This is a genomic window from Rhizobium lusitanum (genome assembly GCF_014189535.1).
In the GTDB taxonomy this organism is placed as follows: domain Bacteria; phylum Pseudomonadota; class Alphaproteobacteria; order Rhizobiales; family Rhizobiaceae; genus Rhizobium; species Rhizobium lusitanum_C.
Window position 1 is genome coordinate 1,379,711 of record NZ_CP050307.1, and the last position, 16,939, is coordinate 1,396,649.

General features: G+C 60.5%; 16 protein-coding genes and 1 pseudogene. 10 read left to right on the forward strand and 7 right to left on the reverse strand.

The window, feature by feature from the left end; genetic code table 11:
• Positions 1-9 precede the first annotated feature (9 nt).
• The 4 genes from HB780_RS09385 to HB780_RS09400 all read left to right on the forward strand — a co-directional run bounded on the left by HB780_RS09385 (position 10) and on the right by HB780_RS09400 (position 4,349).
• Positions 10-288, forward strand: coding sequence for a sarcosine oxidase subunit delta (locus HB780_RS09385; protein ID WP_183687140.1), 279 nt, complete (start codon positions 10-12; stop codon positions 286-288).
• Positions 285-3,215, forward strand: coding sequence for a sarcosine oxidase subunit alpha family protein (locus HB780_RS09390; RefSeq protein WP_183687142.1), 2,931 nt, complete (start codon positions 285-287; stop codon positions 3,213-3,215). The genes HB780_RS09385 and HB780_RS09390 overlap by 4 nt, the downstream gene beginning before the upstream one ends.
• Entirely contained in the window at positions 3,208-3,750 is a 543-nt protein-coding gene (locus tag HB780_RS09395) for a sarcosine oxidase subunit gamma (RefSeq protein WP_183687143.1), read from the forward strand. The genes HB780_RS09390 and HB780_RS09395 overlap by 8 nt, the downstream gene beginning before the upstream one ends.
• A gap of 149 nt (positions 3,751-3,899) precedes the next feature.
• Positions 3,900-4,349 (forward strand): Fur family transcriptional regulator, encoded by a 450-nt coding sequence (locus HB780_RS09400; protein WP_183687145.1) that lies wholly within the window; start codon positions 3,900-3,902, stop codon positions 4,347-4,349.
• Between the two features lie 36 nt (positions 4,350-4,385).
• Here the strand turns inward: HB780_RS09400 and HB780_RS09405 are convergent, their stop codons facing one another.
• The 4 genes from HB780_RS09405 to HB780_RS09420 are packed head-to-tail and all read right to left on the reverse strand — an operon-like array spanning position 4,386 to position 7,850.
• On the reverse strand, positions 4,386-5,231 hold the full coding sequence (locus tag HB780_RS09405; RefSeq protein WP_183687147.1) for a metal ABC transporter permease: 846 nt from the start codon (positions 5,229-5,231) through the stop codon (positions 4,386-4,388).
• Entirely contained in the window at positions 5,228-6,088 is an 861-nt protein-coding gene (locus HB780_RS09410; protein ID WP_286203032.1) for a metal ABC transporter permease, read from the reverse strand. The genes HB780_RS09405 and HB780_RS09410 overlap by 4 nt, the downstream gene beginning before the upstream one ends.
• Positions 6,085-6,924, reverse strand: coding sequence for a manganese/iron ABC transporter ATP-binding protein (locus tag HB780_RS09415; RefSeq protein ID WP_183687151.1), 840 nt, complete (start codon positions 6,922-6,924; stop codon positions 6,085-6,087). Before HB780_RS09415 ends, HB780_RS09410 begins: the two co-directional genes overlap by 4 nt.
• Complete coding sequence (locus tag HB780_RS09420; RefSeq protein WP_183687153.1) at positions 6,921-7,850, reverse strand: metal ABC transporter substrate-binding protein; 930 nt, start codon at positions 7,848-7,850, stop codon at positions 6,921-6,923. The genes HB780_RS09415 and HB780_RS09420 overlap by 4 nt, the downstream gene beginning before the upstream one ends.
• A 763-nt stretch (positions 7,851-8,613) precedes the next feature.
• Between HB780_RS09420 and HB780_RS32965 the strand changes: the two are divergent.
• The 3 genes and pseudogenes from HB780_RS32965 to HB780_RS09430 form a co-directional block, all read left to right on the forward strand.
• Positions 8,614-8,742: pseudogene (locus HB780_RS32965) on the forward strand (3-oxoacyl-ACP reductase); the annotation flags it as partial.
• Positions 8,743-8,864: 122 nt separating this feature from the next.
• Positions 8,865-9,089: a hypothetical protein gene (locus HB780_RS09425; RefSeq protein ID WP_183687155.1), complete on the forward strand. Its 225-nt coding sequence runs from the start codon at positions 8,865-8,867 to the stop codon at positions 9,087-9,089.
• Positions 9,090-9,449: 360 nt separating this feature from the next.
• Positions 9,450-10,511 (forward strand): porin, encoded by a 1,062-nt coding sequence (locus tag HB780_RS09430; protein WP_183687157.1) that lies wholly within the window; start codon positions 9,450-9,452, stop codon positions 10,509-10,511.
• Between the two features lie 92 nt (positions 10,512-10,603).
• Here the strand turns inward: HB780_RS09430 and HB780_RS09435 are convergent, their stop codons facing one another.
• Positions 10,604-11,152 carry a cupin domain-containing protein gene (locus tag HB780_RS09435; RefSeq protein ID WP_047465255.1) on the reverse strand — a complete coding sequence of 183 codons (549 nt, stop codon included), beginning with the start codon at positions 11,150-11,152 and terminating at the stop codon, positions 10,604-10,606.
• A gap of 146 nt (positions 11,153-11,298) precedes the next feature.
• Between HB780_RS09435 and HB780_RS09440 the strand changes: the two genes are divergently transcribed.
• The gene (locus tag HB780_RS09440) at positions 11,299-12,633 is read left to right on the forward strand and encodes an omega-aminotransferase AptA (protein WP_183687159.1); all 1,335 of its coding nucleotides are present in this window, start codon (positions 11,299-11,301) and stop codon (positions 12,631-12,633) included.
• Positions 12,634-12,782: 149 nt separating this feature from the next.
• On the opposite strand, the gene HB780_RS09445 is transcribed toward HB780_RS09440, so the two are convergent.
• Positions 12,783-13,247, reverse strand: coding sequence for an Lrp/AsnC family transcriptional regulator (locus tag HB780_RS09445; protein ID WP_183687161.1), 465 nt, complete (start codon positions 13,245-13,247; stop codon positions 12,783-12,785).
• Positions 13,248-13,375: 128 nt separating this feature from the next.
• Here HB780_RS09445 and alr point away from each other — a divergent pair, with 128 nt between their 5' ends.
• Positions 13,376-14,509, forward strand: coding sequence for an alanine racemase (alr, locus tag HB780_RS09450; protein ID WP_183687163.1), 1,134 nt, complete (start codon positions 13,376-13,378; stop codon positions 14,507-14,509).
• Positions 14,510-14,537: 28 nt separating this feature from the next.
• The gene (locus tag HB780_RS09455) at positions 14,538-15,788 is read left to right on the forward strand and encodes a D-amino acid dehydrogenase (protein WP_183687165.1); all 1,251 of its coding nucleotides are present in this window, start codon (positions 14,538-14,540) and stop codon (positions 15,786-15,788) included.
• A 26-nt stretch (positions 15,789-15,814) separates the two neighbouring features.
• Here the strand turns inward: HB780_RS09455 and HB780_RS09460 are convergent, their stop codons facing one another.
• Positions 15,815-16,708, reverse strand: coding sequence for a DUF6528 family protein (locus HB780_RS09460; protein WP_183687167.1), 894 nt, complete (start codon positions 16,706-16,708; stop codon positions 15,815-15,817).
• Between the last annotated feature and the right edge of the window lie 231 nt (positions 16,709-16,939).

Below are 16,939 nucleotides of genomic sequence, written 5' to 3' on the forward strand. Positions count from 1 at the left end.
CATGACGACATGGCAAGCCTGATTACCTGCCCTCACTGTGGCCAGCGTCCCAAGGAGGAGTTTACCATCAAGGGCGATGCGAGCCTCACGCGCCCTGCCCCCGATGCCGGCGCGGATGTCTGGTACGACTATGTCTATCTGCGCGATAACCCACGGGGTCATCATAAGGAATATTGGCATCACTCGTCCGGCTGCCGCCGCTGGCTGATCGTCGAGCGGGATACCGTCACCCATACCGTTCATGAGGTGAGCGACGCAGCGCTCACCAAGCTCGGAGGCCGGGCATGACAAGCTATCGCCTTCCCGCTGGCGGTCGGATCGATCGCTCGAAAACCATCAACTTCACCTTCGACGGCAAGGTGCTGACCGGCCATCCCGGCGACACACTTGCCTCCGCTCTGCTGGCCAACGGCGTCCAGCTCGTCGGCCGCAGCTTCAAATATCATCGGCCGCGTGGCATCCTGACGGCGGGTGCGGCCGAACCCAATGCGCTGGTGACCACCGGCACCGGCGGTCGGACGGAAGCCAACAGCCGAGCCACGATGGTCGACCTCTATGACGGGCTGATCGCGCGCAGCCAGAACCGCTGGCCTTCGCTCGGCTTCGATGTCGGCGCAGTCAACGGTCTGCTCTCGCCCTTCCTCGGGGCCGGCTTCTACTACAAAACCTTCATGTGGCCAGCTGCCTTCTGGGAGAAAGTCTACGAGCCAATAATCCGCAAGGCCGCCGGCCTCGGCAGGGCATCCTATGAGGCCGATCCCGATTCCTATGAGAAATGCTGGGCGCATTGCGACCTGCTGGTGATCGGCGCCGGACCAACAGGTCTTGCCGCAGCACTCACCGCTGGACGAGCAGGTGCCCGCGTCCTCCTTGCCGACGAGAATTTTGCTCTTGGCGGCAGTCTGCTGTGCGAGACCGGCCCTGCCCTGCAAGGCATTCTCGACGAACTCGCGACGCTGCCGAACGTGCAGATCCTGCCGCGCACCACCGTCATCGGCTGGTACGACGACAACGTCTTCGGCGCGGTCGAACGTGTGCAGAAACATGTGGCGACGCCCGATCCGCGCCGTCCGGTCGAACGGTTCTGGCGCATCATCGCCAAGCAGGCGATCCTTGCGACCGGCGCGGAAGAACGCCCGCTCGTCTTTGGTGGCAACGACATTCCAGGCGTCATGATGGCCGGCGCCATGCGCAGCTATCTCAACCGTCAGGCCGTCGCCCCCGGCGCCCGCACCGTCGTCTTCACCACCAACCAATCCGGCTACCGCACCGCCGCCGATCTTGAAGCGGCCGGCGTCGAGGTTGCCGCCATCGTCGATAACCGCAGCGGCGGCGAAAGCTGGAGCGGCAAGGCACCAGCCCTCTCCGGGGGATGCATCATCGACGCGCATGGCGGCAAGCAATTGCGCCGTGTGACCATTGCAACGGCGTCCGGCATGCAGGACATCGAGGCCGATGCGCTGGCCATGTCTGGCGGCTGGAGTCCGATCATTCACCTTGCCTGCCATCGCGGCGCAAGGCCGGTCTGGTCCGATGAGAAAGCCGCCTTCCTGGCACCGGAACAACAGGACGGCTTGCTGATCGCCGGTTCTGCCGCCGGTCTCGCCACCACCGAAACCTGCCTTGGCGATGGTGCGCGCAAAGCCGCCGAGGCGCTGGAAGCGATCGGCTTCGGCAGGATCACGCCGGCCTTCGCTCCGGCAGAAGAGGCCTCTGTTGCCAGCACCCAGCTCTGGTATGTCAAGGGCGGCAAGGGCAAGGCTTTCGTCGATTACCAGAACGACGTGAACCTTAAGGATCTCGGCCTTGCCGTGCGCGAAGGCTACGGGCATGTCGAACTCGCCAAGCGCTATACGACCAACGGCATGGCGACCGATCAGGGTAAGCTCTCCAATATCAACGCCATCGGCATTCTTGCCGAAGCGCGCGGAGTCTCGCCCGGCGAGGTCGGCACCACCACCTTCCGACCCTTCTATACGCCGGTCTCCTTCGGCGCGCTCACCGGCGCCTCGCGTGGCAAGCATTTCCAGCCGGCCCGCAAGTCGCCGCTGCACAACTGGGCGAGCAAGAACGGCGCAATTTTTGTCGAGACGGGCCTCTGGTATCGCTCCTCCTGGTTCCCGCGCCAGGGCGAGACGACATGGCGCGAAAGCGTCGATCGCGAGGTGCTGAACATCCGGAGTAGTGCCGGGATCTGCGATGTCTCGACGCTCGGCAAGATCGAGATCTACGGCAAGGATGCAGCAGCCTTCCTTGACCGCATCTACTGCAACGGCTTTGCCAAGCTTGCCGTCGGCAAGGCGCGCTACGGCATCATGCTGCGCGAAGACGGCATGATCTATGACGACGGCACCACCAGCCGGCTTGGCGAAGAGCATTTCTTCATGACGACGACGACGGCGCTCGCCGCCGGCGTGCTCACCCATCTCGAATTCTGCGCCCAGACGCTCTGGCCCGAGCTTGAGGTCTATTTTGCCTCCTCGACCGATCAATGGGCGCAGATGGCGGTCGCCGGTCCGAAATCCCGCGCGATCCTTTCCGAGATCGTCGACGAGGATCTGTCGGATGCCGCCTTCCCGTTCATGAGCGCCCGCCCGATCACGCTTTTCGGCGGCAAGCTCGAGGGCCGGCTTTTCCGCATCTCTTTCTCAGGCGAACTCGCCTATGAACTCGCCGTGTCCGCGGGCTATGGCGAATGGGTGGCCGATGCCATCATGCAGGCCGGCGAAAAGCATGGCATCTGCCCTTACGGCGCGGAAGCGCTCGGCGTCATGCGCATCGAGAAAGGCCACGTCACCCATGCCGAGATCAACGGTACAGTAACGCCTGGCGATCTCGGTTTTGGCCGCATGGTCTCGGCGACCAAGATTGATTTCATCGGCAAGGCCATGCTCGCCCGCGAGGGTTTGCAATCGCCCGACCGTCCCCGCCTCGTCGGCGTCAAGCCGATCGATCCGGCGACAAGCTTCCGCACCGGCGCCCATATCCTGGCGGACGGCGCGGCTGCCACACTCGAAAATGACCAGGGCTATGTGACCTCCAGCGCCTTTTCGCCAAGCCTCGGCCATACGATCGGCCTTGCGCTGGTCAAACGCGGACCAGAGCGTATCGGCGAAAAGGTCATGGTCTGGAATGGTCTGAGAAACGAATTCACCGAGGGGCTGCTTTGCAGCCCGATCTTCATCGATCCTGAAAACGAGAAGCTCCATGCCTGATCGTCCCGAACACAGACCGGTGCTTGCCGGCAACGCCGTCTTGCAAGGTCCCGGCATCCGCTTGGAACCCCTGCCGGAAGGCCATCTGCTGCATGTCATGGGCGCGATCGACGATGAGGGCCTTGCCGGCCATCTTTCCGCCGTCGGGCTTGAAGCGAGCACGATCCGCTCCGCCGGATACCGGCAATGGTTTATCGCAGGCGACGATGCACTTCCATCGTCGCGTATCGCTGCCCTTTCCTCGGCCCTGCAGGGAAGCGCCTTCGTCTCCGACCAGAGCCATGGCCGCGTCCGCATCGGCCTCTCCGGCCCACAGGCAGCCGAACTGCTCGCCAAAGGCACGGCCGTCGATCTGCATCCCTCGGCATTTTCGGAAGGCCGCTCGACCGTCACGCTGTTCGGCCATATTACGCTGCAACTGACGCGCATTGGTGCTGACAGTTTCGAGCTGACGGCGCTACGCAGCTTTGCCGAAGCGCTCTATGAGGAGCTTGAAGCCCTGGCGGTTTCGCTCGGTGCCGCGCCTGAGCTTTAATCCGCCGCCTTCAGCTCTCCCCAACAAGGGCATCTATTCCCTTGAGAGTCCGATGTTTTGGCATCGAGCTCCATTGTCTTTTTGCAAATGCAACACAACTGGGTTAGAGCGGTTCATTCCCAACCGAACCTGATCCGGCCGACATACTCATGCATTTCAAGAAGGACATAGCCGCACTCTGCAAGGAAAACGGGCTCCGTCTGACCGGGCCGCGGAAGGTCATCATGCAGGTTCTGTCGGCATCATCGGATCATCCCGACGCGGTAGAGCTGCATCGGCGCGTCAGCGAAATCGATCCGGGCATAGCGATCGCCACCGTCTACCGCACCGTCAATTTGCTGCAGGAAAAGGGTGTGCTCGAGAAGCACACATTCGGCGACGGCCGGGCTCGCTTCGAAAGCGCCGACCACGAGCACCATGACCATCTGATCAATGTCGAAACCGGCGATGTGATCGAATTCCGCTCCGACGAAATCGAGCGGCTACAGGAAGAGATTGCCCGCCAGCACGGCTTCACGATCGTCAGCCACAAGCTGCAAATCTACGTCAAGCCGATCGACAAGAAGCGCCCGCCCGGGAAGGGCAAGGAAACGGCCTAGCAAGGCTGCTCCGAGCCGCCTCCGGTAAAATCTCCCTTACATCGTCTCAGGTGCTTCCGACCGCACTGCCCTGCGGGCGGTGTGAAGAAAGGCGCCGACGAAGGTGATGGCAAGCAGCAGCACGATGGTTGGCGCAGGCGCGCTGTCGATGAAGAAGGACAGATAAACGCCGGCGAATGCCGCCGTCACCGCAATCACGACCGACAGGATGAGCATGACACTGAACCTGCGCGCCAACAGATAGGCGATGGAGCCCGGTGCGATCAGCAGGGAGATGGCCAGAATAATCCCGACCGACTGCAACGTCGCCACGATCGTCAGCGACAGCAGGCAGAGCAGGCCATAATGGAGTAGGTTAACCCTGAGGCCGACCGCCCTTGCCTGTGCCGGATCGAAGGCATGCAGCAGCAAGTCGCGCCACTTGACGGCGATGACGACGGCCGCCAGTACGGCAATGGCCGCAGTCTCCACAATGTCCTGAAATCCGATGCCGAGCATATCGCCAAACAGGATGTGATCGAGATGCACCTCGGACTGGATTTTCACATAGAGAACCAGGCCAAAGCCGAACATGCCCGAGAACACGATGCCCATCACCGTATCCTGCTTGATACGGCTATTGTCTTTGAGAAAGCCGGTGGCAAGGGCGCAGACCATGCCGGCGGCAAAGGCACCGACCGCCAGGGGAAAGCCGACGATATAGGCGATGACCACGCCCGGAAACACCGCATGGCTCATGGCATCCCCCATGAGCGCCCAGCCCTTGAGCACCAGGAAGCAGGACAGCAACGCCGTCGGCACCGCAATCAGCACCGAGATGATCAGGGCGTTGACCATGAAGTCGAACTGGAACGGCGCCAGCAGGGTGGATAGAGCATTCATGGTGTCACCTCCCGCCCTTCCGCCGCCCTGCGTCGGGCGGCAAGCATGCCGTGCTTGGGCGCGAGGAAGAAGGCGACGAGGAAGATCAGCGTCTGGAACACGATGATGATGCCGCCGGTGGCACCATCAAGGAAATAGCTTGCGTAAGCGCCCACGAAGCTACTCACGGCTCCGATCGCGACCGCAATAACGAGCAGCCGCGGGAAGCGATCCGTCAGCAAATAGGCTGTCGCTCCTGGTGTCACCACCATGCAGATCACGAGAAAGGCGCCGACCGTCTGGAGTGCCGCGACCGTCGAGGCGGAGAGCAGCGTGAAGAACAGGATCTTGAGTGCTGTCGGATTGAGGCCGATCGAACGGGCATGGGTCTCGTCGAAGAAGGTCACCATCAAGTCCTTCCATTTCACCAGCAGGATGGCGAGCGAAACGAAGCCTATAATGGCGAGCTGAAGCGTGTCTTCCGGTGTAATGGCGAGGATATTGCCGAGCACGATGGTCTGGATGTTCACTGCCGCAGGCTTGAGCGAAACGATGAACAGGCCTAGCCCGAAAAACGAGGAGAAGATCAGCCCGATAATGGCATCCTCCTTCAGTTTCGTGCGCTGGTTCAGGAACAGCATCGCCGCCGCCGCAAGCCCACCGGAGAAGAAGGCGCCGATCGAAAAGGGAAGCCCGAGCATATAGGCACCGGCGACACCGGGCACGATGGAGTGAGACAGCGCATCCCCGATCAGCGACCAGCCCTTGAGCATCAGGAAGCAGGAAAGAAACGCACATACCGCGCCCACCAACGCCGAAACCCACATGGCGTTGAGCATGTAATTGTAGCCGAAGGGTTCGAGAAGGGAGGCCATCAGACATGCTCTCCGTGTTCGTTTGCGGAGACATTCGCGGATGGCTTGCCGGCCGGGCCGTTGAGCACGAAATGGCGAAGCACGCCGCCGAACGTCCTTTCGAGGTTCTCCTGCGTGAAGGTCTCCTCGGTCGGTCCATAGGCAAGTACGGTGCCCTTTATGAGTACGGTGCGATCGCAGAACTCCGGCACGGAACCGAGATTGTGCGTCGAGACCAGCATCACCCGGCCATCGTCACATAGCGAGCGCAGCAATTTGACAATCGCTTCCTCGGTCTTCACATCGACGCCGGTGAAAGGCTCGTCGAGCAGGATGACGCGGCTGTCCTGCGCCAGAGCACGAGCCAGGAAGACGCGTTTCTTCTGGCCGCCGGACAATTCGCCGATCTGACGTTTGCGGAATTCGCTCATGTCGACGCGCGCCAGTGCCCTGGATACGGCTTCATGATCGGCCGCCTTCGCAATCCGCATCATGCCCATATGGCCGTAGCGGCCCATCATGACGACATCCTCGACCAGGACCGGGAAATTCCAGTCGACCTCTTCCGCCTGCGGCACATAGGCGACCAGATTTTGCCGCAGCGCCTGTTTGACCGGCAGTCCCAAGACCGAAATCTCGCCCTTTGCCAGACGCACGAAACCCATGATCGCCTTGAAGAGCGTCGATTTTCCCGAGCCATTGACGCCGACCAGCGCCGTGATGGTGCCCGCCGGGATCTTGAAGCTGGCATCGCGCAGTGCCGTGTGGCCGTTGCGATAGGTGACGGTGGCATCCTTCACGACAATGCCGCCCCCCGCATCCGCAGGTGCTGGGGAGATGCGGGTGGCGACCGCGTTCATTGCGACAGTCCCTCGGCGAGCCCCTTGGCAACGGTGTCGGAGGTGACGCGCAGGAGATCCACATAGGTCGGCACTGGGCCATCGGCCTCGCTCAACGAGTCAACATAGAGCACACCGCCATAATGGGTGCCGGTTTCGCGGGCGACCTGCCGGGCCGGCTTATCGGAGATGGTGCTTTCGCTGAAGACCGCGCTGATCCTGTTGGCGCGCACGGCATCGACCACCTTGCGCACTTGCTGCGGGATGCCCTGCTGGTCGGCATTGATCGGCCAGAGATAGAGTTCCTTCAGGCCGAAATCGCGGGCCAGATAGGAAAAGGCGCCTTCGCTCGAAACCAGCCAGCGCTTGTCTTCCGGAATAGTATCAAGTTTCTCGCGGATCGGCGCGATGGTCGCCTCGATCTTCGTCTTGTAGGCCTCCGCATTGGCCTTGTAGATCTCGGCATTCTTCGGATCGTATTTGACGAAGGCATCGCGGATGTTGTCGACATAGACGATCGCATTCTTCGGCGACATCCAGGCATGCGGATTGGGCTTACCGTTATAAGGCCCTTCCGTGATACCCATCGGCTCGATGCCGGTCGAGACCACGACGTCGGGGACGTCCTTCAGGTGTCGATAGAACTTCTGGAACCAGAGTTCGAGATTGAGACCGTTCGAGAACAGAAGCTGTGCACCCTGCGCCCGCTGAATGTCGCCGGGCGTCGGCTGATATTCATGGATCTCGGCGCCGGGCTTGGTAATCGACTCGACGATGGCGGCATCGCCGGCCACATTCTTCGCCATGTCGGCGATCACCGTGAAGGTCGTTACCGCCTTGAATTTCTGATTGGCGGCCTCCTCAGCGGCCGCACCGCCGGCCATCAGGCCGAGTGCCACGAAACCTGCCAATCCCCCAAGGACCGTGCGTCGGGCGCGATCTAACATGAAACTGTCTCTCCTTCTTTCTTGTCCGGACCTGAATATTCAACCCGTCCCGACAGCCAGGCTTACCCGTCGGGCCTTCATGGGCGCGCAAAATACCGTTCGGCTGCGGGCATCCGCAGCCGGTGAAACTTGAATCGATCGCTGGCTCAGCCCGCCCCCTGTTGCGAATTATTCGCAACATTTGAACAAAATTTTGCAAATGCAACTCATTTGCAAAACTATCCGCCACACCCCACAAACTAATAATTATGCAATTGCGACTGAATTGCAATAAGATTCGCATGCGTTCGCAAATTTCTGGCGAAGTAAACGCGATAGACCCCGTACAGTTGCTGACCGTGAATGCGACCCGAGACGAGAGCGCGCCACAAAAGGGTGGCGTTCTCAACCTCGACGTGACGTTATCGGCGCGGATACGCTGCCCGGCACACGGACATCACGGTGTCGCGCAGCCAACGATGTGCTGGATCGGCATCCATTCGAGGATGCCAAATTGCCGATACCTTAAACTCCGACGTTGGGACCGGGGGTTCGAAAATGGCAAGACCCGACGTGGCGGCGTGATCGGTTGTCAAACCATTGCCAAAGCACGAACGCGGCACGAGCGCGACCAGATCCGATTGGCGCGATCCGCATCGCATCCGGATACCCCGGCACGACAACCCTTATTGTCCGCTTGAGGCCGAGTTTCTCCAGGGCGGTATCGATCGGCTCGATCGCATTCCCTTCCTTGGACGCGACAATATGGTCACAGGCCGCATAGCTCGGCGGACCGGGCGCACGGCTGACCATCGAAGAGAGCATTCCTAGCCTGGTGAACGTCCTTCTCGCCAAACAGGGAAAACCGGGCCTGGAATATCTCGACTACCTCGGCCTTACTGTTCCCTGGTGAAATGGCGGCTTCATATTTCTGGAGCGGGTCAAAAACGCGCTATCCAATTTCGATTGGGAGTTGATCTTCGTCGATGACAACTCCTCGGACGGAACAGCACGACCCGGCGGTTGAATCTCGCGATGCTTGCCGGCTTGGCCGCAGCCATTCTCTCCGTGGGGCTCGCGGTTGGAAAACCGGGCTCGGACAAGATCGAGATCGAGGATGCACGAGAAATCGCCTGCCCCTTGAGCGTCCATGGCTCCGCTCCCTATTCAACCGGCACAACCCGGAATGTCGTGCTTTGGCCTGCCCTGGACAGGACGGTGGAGAACCGAAATCAGATTGATACGCCAAAATACGACTAGCGCAATAATGGTAATATTACCTTAGTTTACAGTAATAAAAGCTCGTAATTAAATGATTCTCCACACAACAACTAATTAAACACGGGCATTACAATCATTTGATGTGTTTTGTTTCTGTAAGTTTCTGGATATTTTCCGTGACACGGACGATGTTGCCTACATACAACAATAATACAGACTCTAATCCAATATTTTCACTTATATGTACTTCGGTCGTTCTCACCTTTCTCCGTTCTTGGTAGCTCATTTGGGAGAAGTCGGATGGCTTCTGAATGGGGAAACGTTCGAAATGGGATTGAAACACGGCGGACTTGGTTCGTGCGCCATTTCCCAGCTCGACTTACACGGATTGGAACTAGAATGAACATTAAGAGCCTTCTACTCGGCTCCGCTGCTGCGCTTGCAGCAGTATCCGGTGCTCATGCGGCTGACGCTATCGTTGCTGCCGAGCCCGAGCAGCTCGAATACGTTCGCATCTGCGACGCATATGGCGCCGGCTACTTCTTCATTCCGGGCACGGAAACTTGCCTCAAGATCGGCGGCAAGGTTCGTACGGAAGGTGAATGGGGCAACGCCTACAACCCGAACGACGTTCGTGGCACGCTCTGGCACACCCGCGCCGAACTGCAGCTGCAGACAGCTACGGACACCGAGTATGGTCCGCTGAAGACCAACACCGAACTGCGTTGGGACTGGAACGACGGCAGCTCGACGTCTACCAATCTCCTGCACGCCAGCATCAGCCTCGGTGGTTTCACCATCGGTAAGGAAGACTCACAGTTCAACGTCTTCACCGGCTACGCCGGCGACGTCATCAACGACGACGTTGTCTATGACGGCCCGTACGAACTCAACCAGATCACCTACAACTACGACGCCGGCAACGGCTTCACGGCTGTGATCTCGCTCGAAGACACCAACTCCGGCTCCAGCGCCACGGGCTCCAACGGCGAAGACAGCTCCGATCATTATGCTCCAGACGTCGTCGCCGGCGCCGGCTACAAGTCGGGCGCTTGGTCCTTCAAGGTTGTCGGTGGTTATGACTCCATCGTCGAAGAAGGCGCCGTCAAGGCTCGCGTCGATGCTGACTTCGGTGCTTTCTCGGCATTCGTCATGGGCGGCTACAACACCGATGGCAGCAAGCTGAACAAGTACGCCGGCGCGAACGGTGGCGGCGACGCTGCTGACATCGGCTGGGGCGATTGGGCAACCTGGGGCGGCGTCAGCGTTCCGATCAACGAGAAGCTGAAGTGGAACGCGCAGGTCGCCTACACCGACTCGAAGATCTTCTCCGCGACCACGAACGTCAAGTTCAACCCGGTCAAGAACCTCCTGATCGAGCCGGAAGTAACCTACACCAACTGGGATTCGATCAACGAAAACCAGTGGGCCGGTATCCTCCGTTTCGAGCGCAGCTTCTAATCTGATTTGATTGACCTCCGATCAGAGAAGAGGAAGGCCCGGTTCCCTGCCGGGTCTTTTTCGTTGATCGCCAAACATGTTCCAAGTGCAGCTTAGAAGCTTGGCGGCGTGCAGGCACTGATGACCTCGCACGGGACCGGTCCGACACACCGGAAGCGATGCGGACGCCGGCTCTCGAAATAATAAGCATCTCCTGGCCCAAGGATCCGTCGCTCCTCGTCCACGGTGACCTCGAGCCGCCCGGAGAGGACAATCCCTCCCTCCTCACCTTCGTGGACGAGCGGCACCTTGCCCGTGTCTGATCCCGGCTGATAGCATTCCTTCAGGATCTGAAGGCTGCGGCCAAACAGATTGTCGCCGATCTGGCGATAGGAGATCGGGCCCTTGCCGATCTCGACAAGCTCCTCGGCCGCGTAGAAAGCCCTGCGAGACTTCTCAGGCTCGAACGCGAAGAATTCCGCAAGCCCGATCGGAATGCCGTCGAGGATGCGCTTCAGTGCGCCCACCGATGGATTGGTGGAGTTCGACTCGATCAGCGAAATCGTCGAATTTGTCACGCCCGCGCGCTTTGCGAGTTCGCGCTGGGATAGATTGTGCGCCAGGCGCAGATGCCGCAACCGGTTGCCAATATCGACGGACATGGATTCCTCATGTTTTCAGTTGTTCGATATATGGAAATATCCTGCAACTCGTAATATATTTTTCAATGGGTTAGCAAGAGCGAGAAAAGGACTTGTTCGGAAACGGAAAATGCCCGATTTGAATCATTACCGCAATGGAGAGCGCCATGGATCAGATCAGCAAGCCCAACAGCCCCAGCCTCGAAAACTTCTGGATGCCCTTTACCGCAAACCGACAGTTCAAGGCGGCTCCCCGCCTGCTGGCCTCGGCAGAGGGCATGTATTACACCGACATTGACGGCAATAAGGTTCTCGACGGCACCGCCGGTCTCTGGTGCGTCAACGTCGGCCATGGTCGGGAGCGCATTGCCCAGGCCGTCGAACGCCAGCTTCGCACCCTGGACTTCGCTCCGACATTCCAGATGGGGCATCCGATCGCATTCGAGTTTGCGGAAAAGCTGGCTGCAATCGCGCCGGGCGGCCCCGCTGCCAAGCTCGACCGCGTATTTTTCACCGGATCCGGCTCTGAATCCGTGGACACCGCCCTCAAGATCGCCATCGCCTATCAGCGCGCCATCGGCCAGGGCACCCGGTCACGCATCATCGGCCGCGAGAAGGGCTATCATGGCGTCGGCTTCGGCGGCATTTCCGTCGGCGGCCTTGTCAACAACCGCCGCGTCTTCCCGCAGATCCCCGCCGACCATATGCGCCACACGCTCAACATCGAGCGCAATGCCTTCTCCAAGGGCCTGCCGCAACACGGCATCGAGCTGGCCGAGGATCTTGAACGCCTGGTGGCGCTACACGGTGCTGAAACAATCGCAGCCGTCATCGTCGAACCAATGTCCGGCTCGGCCGGCGTCATCATGCCGCCGAAGGGCTATCTGGAGCGTCTGCGCGCCATTGCCGACAAGCACGGCATCCTCCTGATCTTCGACGAAGTCATCACCGGTTTCGGCCGTCTGGGCACCCCATTTGCGACCGACTACTTCGGTGTCGTGCCCGATCTCGTCACCACTGCCAAGGGCATTACCAACGGAGCGATCCCGATGGGTGCCGTTTTCGCAAGCCGCAAGGTCTATGATGGCCTGATGACGGGTCCGGAAAACCAGATCGAGCTTTTCCACGGCTACACCTACTCCGGCCATCCCGTCGCCTGCGCCGCCGGCATTGCGACCCTGGAAATCTATCAGGAAGATGGCCTGCTGACCCGCGGCGCCGAACTGGCCGAGACCTGGCAGGACGCGCTTCATTCGCTGAAGGGCCTGCCCAACGTCATCGACATCCGCAACTTGGGGATCGTCGGCGCTATCGAGCTTGCCCCGCGCGACGGCGCACCCGGCGCACGCGCCTACGACATCTTCGTCGATTGCTTCCAAAAGGGCCTGCTGATCCGGGTCACCGGCGACGTCATCGCCCTGTCGCCGCCGCTGATCATCGAGAAGGACGAGATCGGCAAGATTGTCTCGATCCTCGGCGACGCCTTGAAGCGTGCTTTATAAGCCATCCGATCAGCCCCGGAGATTGCCGGCATAGCCTGCACCCGGCGATCTCTGAGACAAATTCCCCCAGGCCACACAGTTGGCCTGTACCTCGCCCGGCGTCTCCGATGCCGGGCTTTTTCGTCTTTCGCAAAAGGCGCGAAAGCTCCTCAGCGACGCCCCTTTGCCCGGGTCGCGAGCACGTTTCTGATCGAAAAGCTCGAATGGATCCGCAACACGCCCGGCAAGGTTGACAGGATCTCCTTGTGGATCCGCTCGAACTCGCCGGCACCGGCAACCTCTACCTTCAAAAGATAATCCGACCCGCCGGTCATCAGGAAGCACTCCTGGATTTCCGGGTGCTTGCGAACGGCCGCCTCGAAGCGGTTGAGATGATCCTCCGTCTGCCGCTCCAGCGTGATGTTGATGATCACGGCGATGGCGCTCTCGCCTGAAACATTGTCGATCAGCGCCGTGTAGCCACGGATTACGCCGGCCTTTTCAAGAAGATTGATGCGCCTCAGGCAGGCCGATGGCGACAACCCAACCTCGACCGCAAGCTTCGCATTGCTCATGCGCGCATTCAGCCGGAGCAGCCGAATAATGTTCCGGTCGATCGCATCAATTCCCGACATGCATGTTCTTTCAATTTTTCGCTGACTATTCTGAAAATCATGCATTCATCGAATAATCAATCAGCAATTAGAGGGAAATTCATCGATCGTTTCAATATTCTGCTTCAAACAGTAGTGAGGGATTTCCCATGGATGGCGTCGTGAGAATGAGCCCCGTTCCGGCACGGCAAAGACAAGCCGGTGCAACGGGCTATCTGACGATCGACCTTGCTGCGATCAGCAGGAACTATGAAGCAATCGCAGCCACCGTGGCGCCGGTAAAGGCCGCCGCCGTGGTCAAGGCGGATGCCTACGGGCTAGGTGCGGATCGAGTGGCCCCCGCATTGTATCGCTCCGGATGCCGCGATTTCTTCGTTGCCCAATTCGGGGAGGCAGAGAGCGTACGGCAGCACCTTGAAGCCGATACCCGCATTTACGTGTTGAACGGCCTGCAGCCGGGCGCCGAGGTTGCCTGCGCGGAGGCCGGGATCATTCCCGTGCTGAACTCTATGGAGCAGTACAAGCGGTGGAAATCCACCGCCCTTGCGCAAGGTCGCGTCCTGCCGGCTGTCCTGCAATTCGACACCGGAATGTCGCGACTGGGGATCCCGCCGGAAGACCGGGCAGCATTTGCCACGGAGCTTGCGCAGTCCAGCGCCGTCGAGATCCTGTTTATCATGAGCCATCTGGCCTCTGCCGACGAACTGGACAACGTGCAGAATGCCGAGCAGCTCGCCGAGATGCGCAAGATCGCCGTTGAATTTCCCCAGTTCGGCGTCAGCTTCGCCAATTCCGGCGGCGTCTTCCTTGGAGTGGATTATCACGGCATCCTCACCCGTACCGGCATTGCAGTCTATGGCGGCGCACTGACTGCGGGGCAGTCCAATTCGATACAGCCTGTCGTTCGGCTTGACGTTGCCGTCGTTCAGACGAGAACCGTGCCGCCCGGAACCCTTATCGGATATGGCGGCACCCATGCGGCAAAGGCGGAAATGCGCCTTGCCACGATCTCCGCCGGCTATGCGGACGGGCTGCCGCGCTGCCTTGGAGACCGGGGCGCGGTCTTCTACGATGGCGTGCGGCTGCCCATCGTCGGCCGCGTTTCCATGGACAGCGTTACGATCGATATTACCGCCCTGCCCCCGGGCACGCTTACCCTCGGCAACCTGGTGGAGGTGATTGGGCCGCACCAGACACTGGAAGACCTTGCCAAATCCGCCGGAACCATCTCGTATGAGATTCTGACCGGCCTCGGCCACCGCTACCACCGCGACTATCTCTGACATTCCCACCGCCATTATCGAGGACACCATGAAAGTCACTATTCTCGGCGCCGGGGTTATCGGCGTCACGACCGCCTATCAGCTTGCCAAGGCGGGACACCAGGTTACGGTCGTCGACCGGCAGGCCGGACCCGCGCTTGAGACCAGTTTTGCGAATGCCGGGGAAGTCTCCTTTGGCTACTGCTCGCCCTGGGCCGCGCCGGGTATCCCGCAGAAGGCGCTGAAGTGGCTTTTCATGAAGCACGCTCCCCTGATCCTTCGCCCGAAGATCGACGCGGCAATGCTATCATGGCTCGTCAAGATGCTGTCGAACTGCACGTCGGAGCGTTACGCGGTCAACAAGAGCCGGATGCTGCGGCTTGCCGACTACAGCCGGATTGCGCTCGCCGACCTCAGGGCGGAGACCGGCATTGCCTATGACGAGCGGATGCAGGGCACGCTGCAGCTCTTCAGAACCGAGCAACAGCTCGACGCATCGGCCAAGGACGTGAAGGCGCTTGCCGCCGACGGCGTCCCTTATGAGGTTCTCGATCGAGACGGCTGTATCCGTGTCGAGCCCGCGCTCAGCCACGCCCGCGACAAGATCGTCGGTGGCCTCCTGACCCCAAAGGATGAAACCGGCGACTGCTTCAAGTTCACCAACGCGCTGGCGGCAAAGGCTGCGGAACTCGGCGTCCAGTTCATCTACGGACGAACGATCAAGGAGCTGCAAGTCGAGGGCGGCCAGATACGCGGTATCCTGACCGATCAGGGCCCGATAGCCTCAGATGCCGTCGTCGTCGCGCTGGGTAGCTATTCACCGCTGCTTCTCAAGCAAGTCGGCATCGGACTGCCCGTCTATCCTGTGAAGGGCTATTCGCTGACAATCCCGATCATCGACCCAGAGCGCGCCCCGGAATCGACCGTCATGGACGAAACCTACAAGATCGCGATCACGCGTCTCGGGGACCGTATTCGCGTTGGCGGCATGGCGGAAATCTCCGGTTACACCAACGACCTCGGGCTTGCACGGCGCAATACACTCGAGCATTCCGTCATGGATCTGTTCCCCGGCGGCGACGTGAGCAAGGCGACCTTCTGGTCCGGCCTGCGCCCGATGACACCGGACGGAACCCCGGTCATCGGCGCAACGAAAATCCGTGGCCTCTTCCTCAACACCGGCCACGGCACCCTCGGCTGGACCATGAGCTGCGGCTCGGCGCGCGTGATCAGCGATCTGGTCAGTGGACACAAGGCCGAGATCGATACCGCGGACCTGTCAGTCGCACGCTACGGGTAACGACGTTCATCGGATCCCCCGCGGCATCACTGGATCCAACGAACCTTGTAGAGATGCATGCCTTCGATCGGGATGCGTTTCTGCTCACTGCCATCAGCCCCGGCGACGGTGAAGCCGTTCGCCCACCAGCTTTCCTCCGCCTGCACCCAAGCGAGCCTGTCCCCCAAGGCGCTCACCGCCTTGACTTGCAGTTTGGGATTGAGCGCGGAGAAGGGTAGGAAGGTGCCCGCATCCGGATCGAAGGTCCAGACGCCGTCATCCGTGGTCACGAAATACCCGCCGCCTGGCCTGCTCGACAGGTCGTGGCCGTCATGGCGGCCGGGAAGCGTCCAGCGCGCCGTTTCGGTCAGCGTCGGCGTCGCGTCTGTCCCCTCGACTTTATAGGCCTGGATCAGGTCATGCGACAGGACGAACAGCCGCGCGCGGGTCTGATCCCAGACTGCGCCATGGCCGGAAGGAAGCGGCAGATCGAGCAACGGCGCTTCTTCGTTGCGGTCGCGGCCATATATTTCGAGCCGATTGCCCTCCGCATGGAGCGAAAGTGCGACAGCGATCCAGCCACCAGGCAGAAGGTCAGCCGAATGCGCCATCGGCGTCTTGGCGTGGAAAGAGACATGACCGGTCTCGCGGTCGATCAGCACCACCCCACCGGTCGAGGCGGTCGCCAAGATCGAGCGGCCACCGTCGACCGGCTTGCAATCGTCGAGGTGCCGAAGAAGTTTGAGGCGATAGGCCTCGGGAAGGTCGGCGGCGTCAGCGGCACGCCAGCGCCAGGTCTCGGTGGCCGCCCCGCCCTCGACCCGGTATTCACGGATCTGATCGTCACCGCATGCATAGAGCCGGTCGGCGGCCAGTGTAGGCTGTGCCGCAGCGAATGCGACGATTGCCGCGGTGAGTATCATCGTGACGGACTTGGTCATTCGTGGTCTCCAAACGGATCATCCGCGAGGCGCGGCGGCGCGACCCATACATCGCCGAGTTTGACAGCTTTATGTCAGCTCGAGAGAATTGACATCATGGCGCACCCCTCGGTCCGCCAGGGTCTCGATGCTCTCTCCGGTGCCGATTGGAGAGTATGGCTCGCAGCTGGAGCACTGTTGCTGTTCAGCAACAGGCCGCATGTTATGCGTGCAATTCGAAATTGCGGGCTT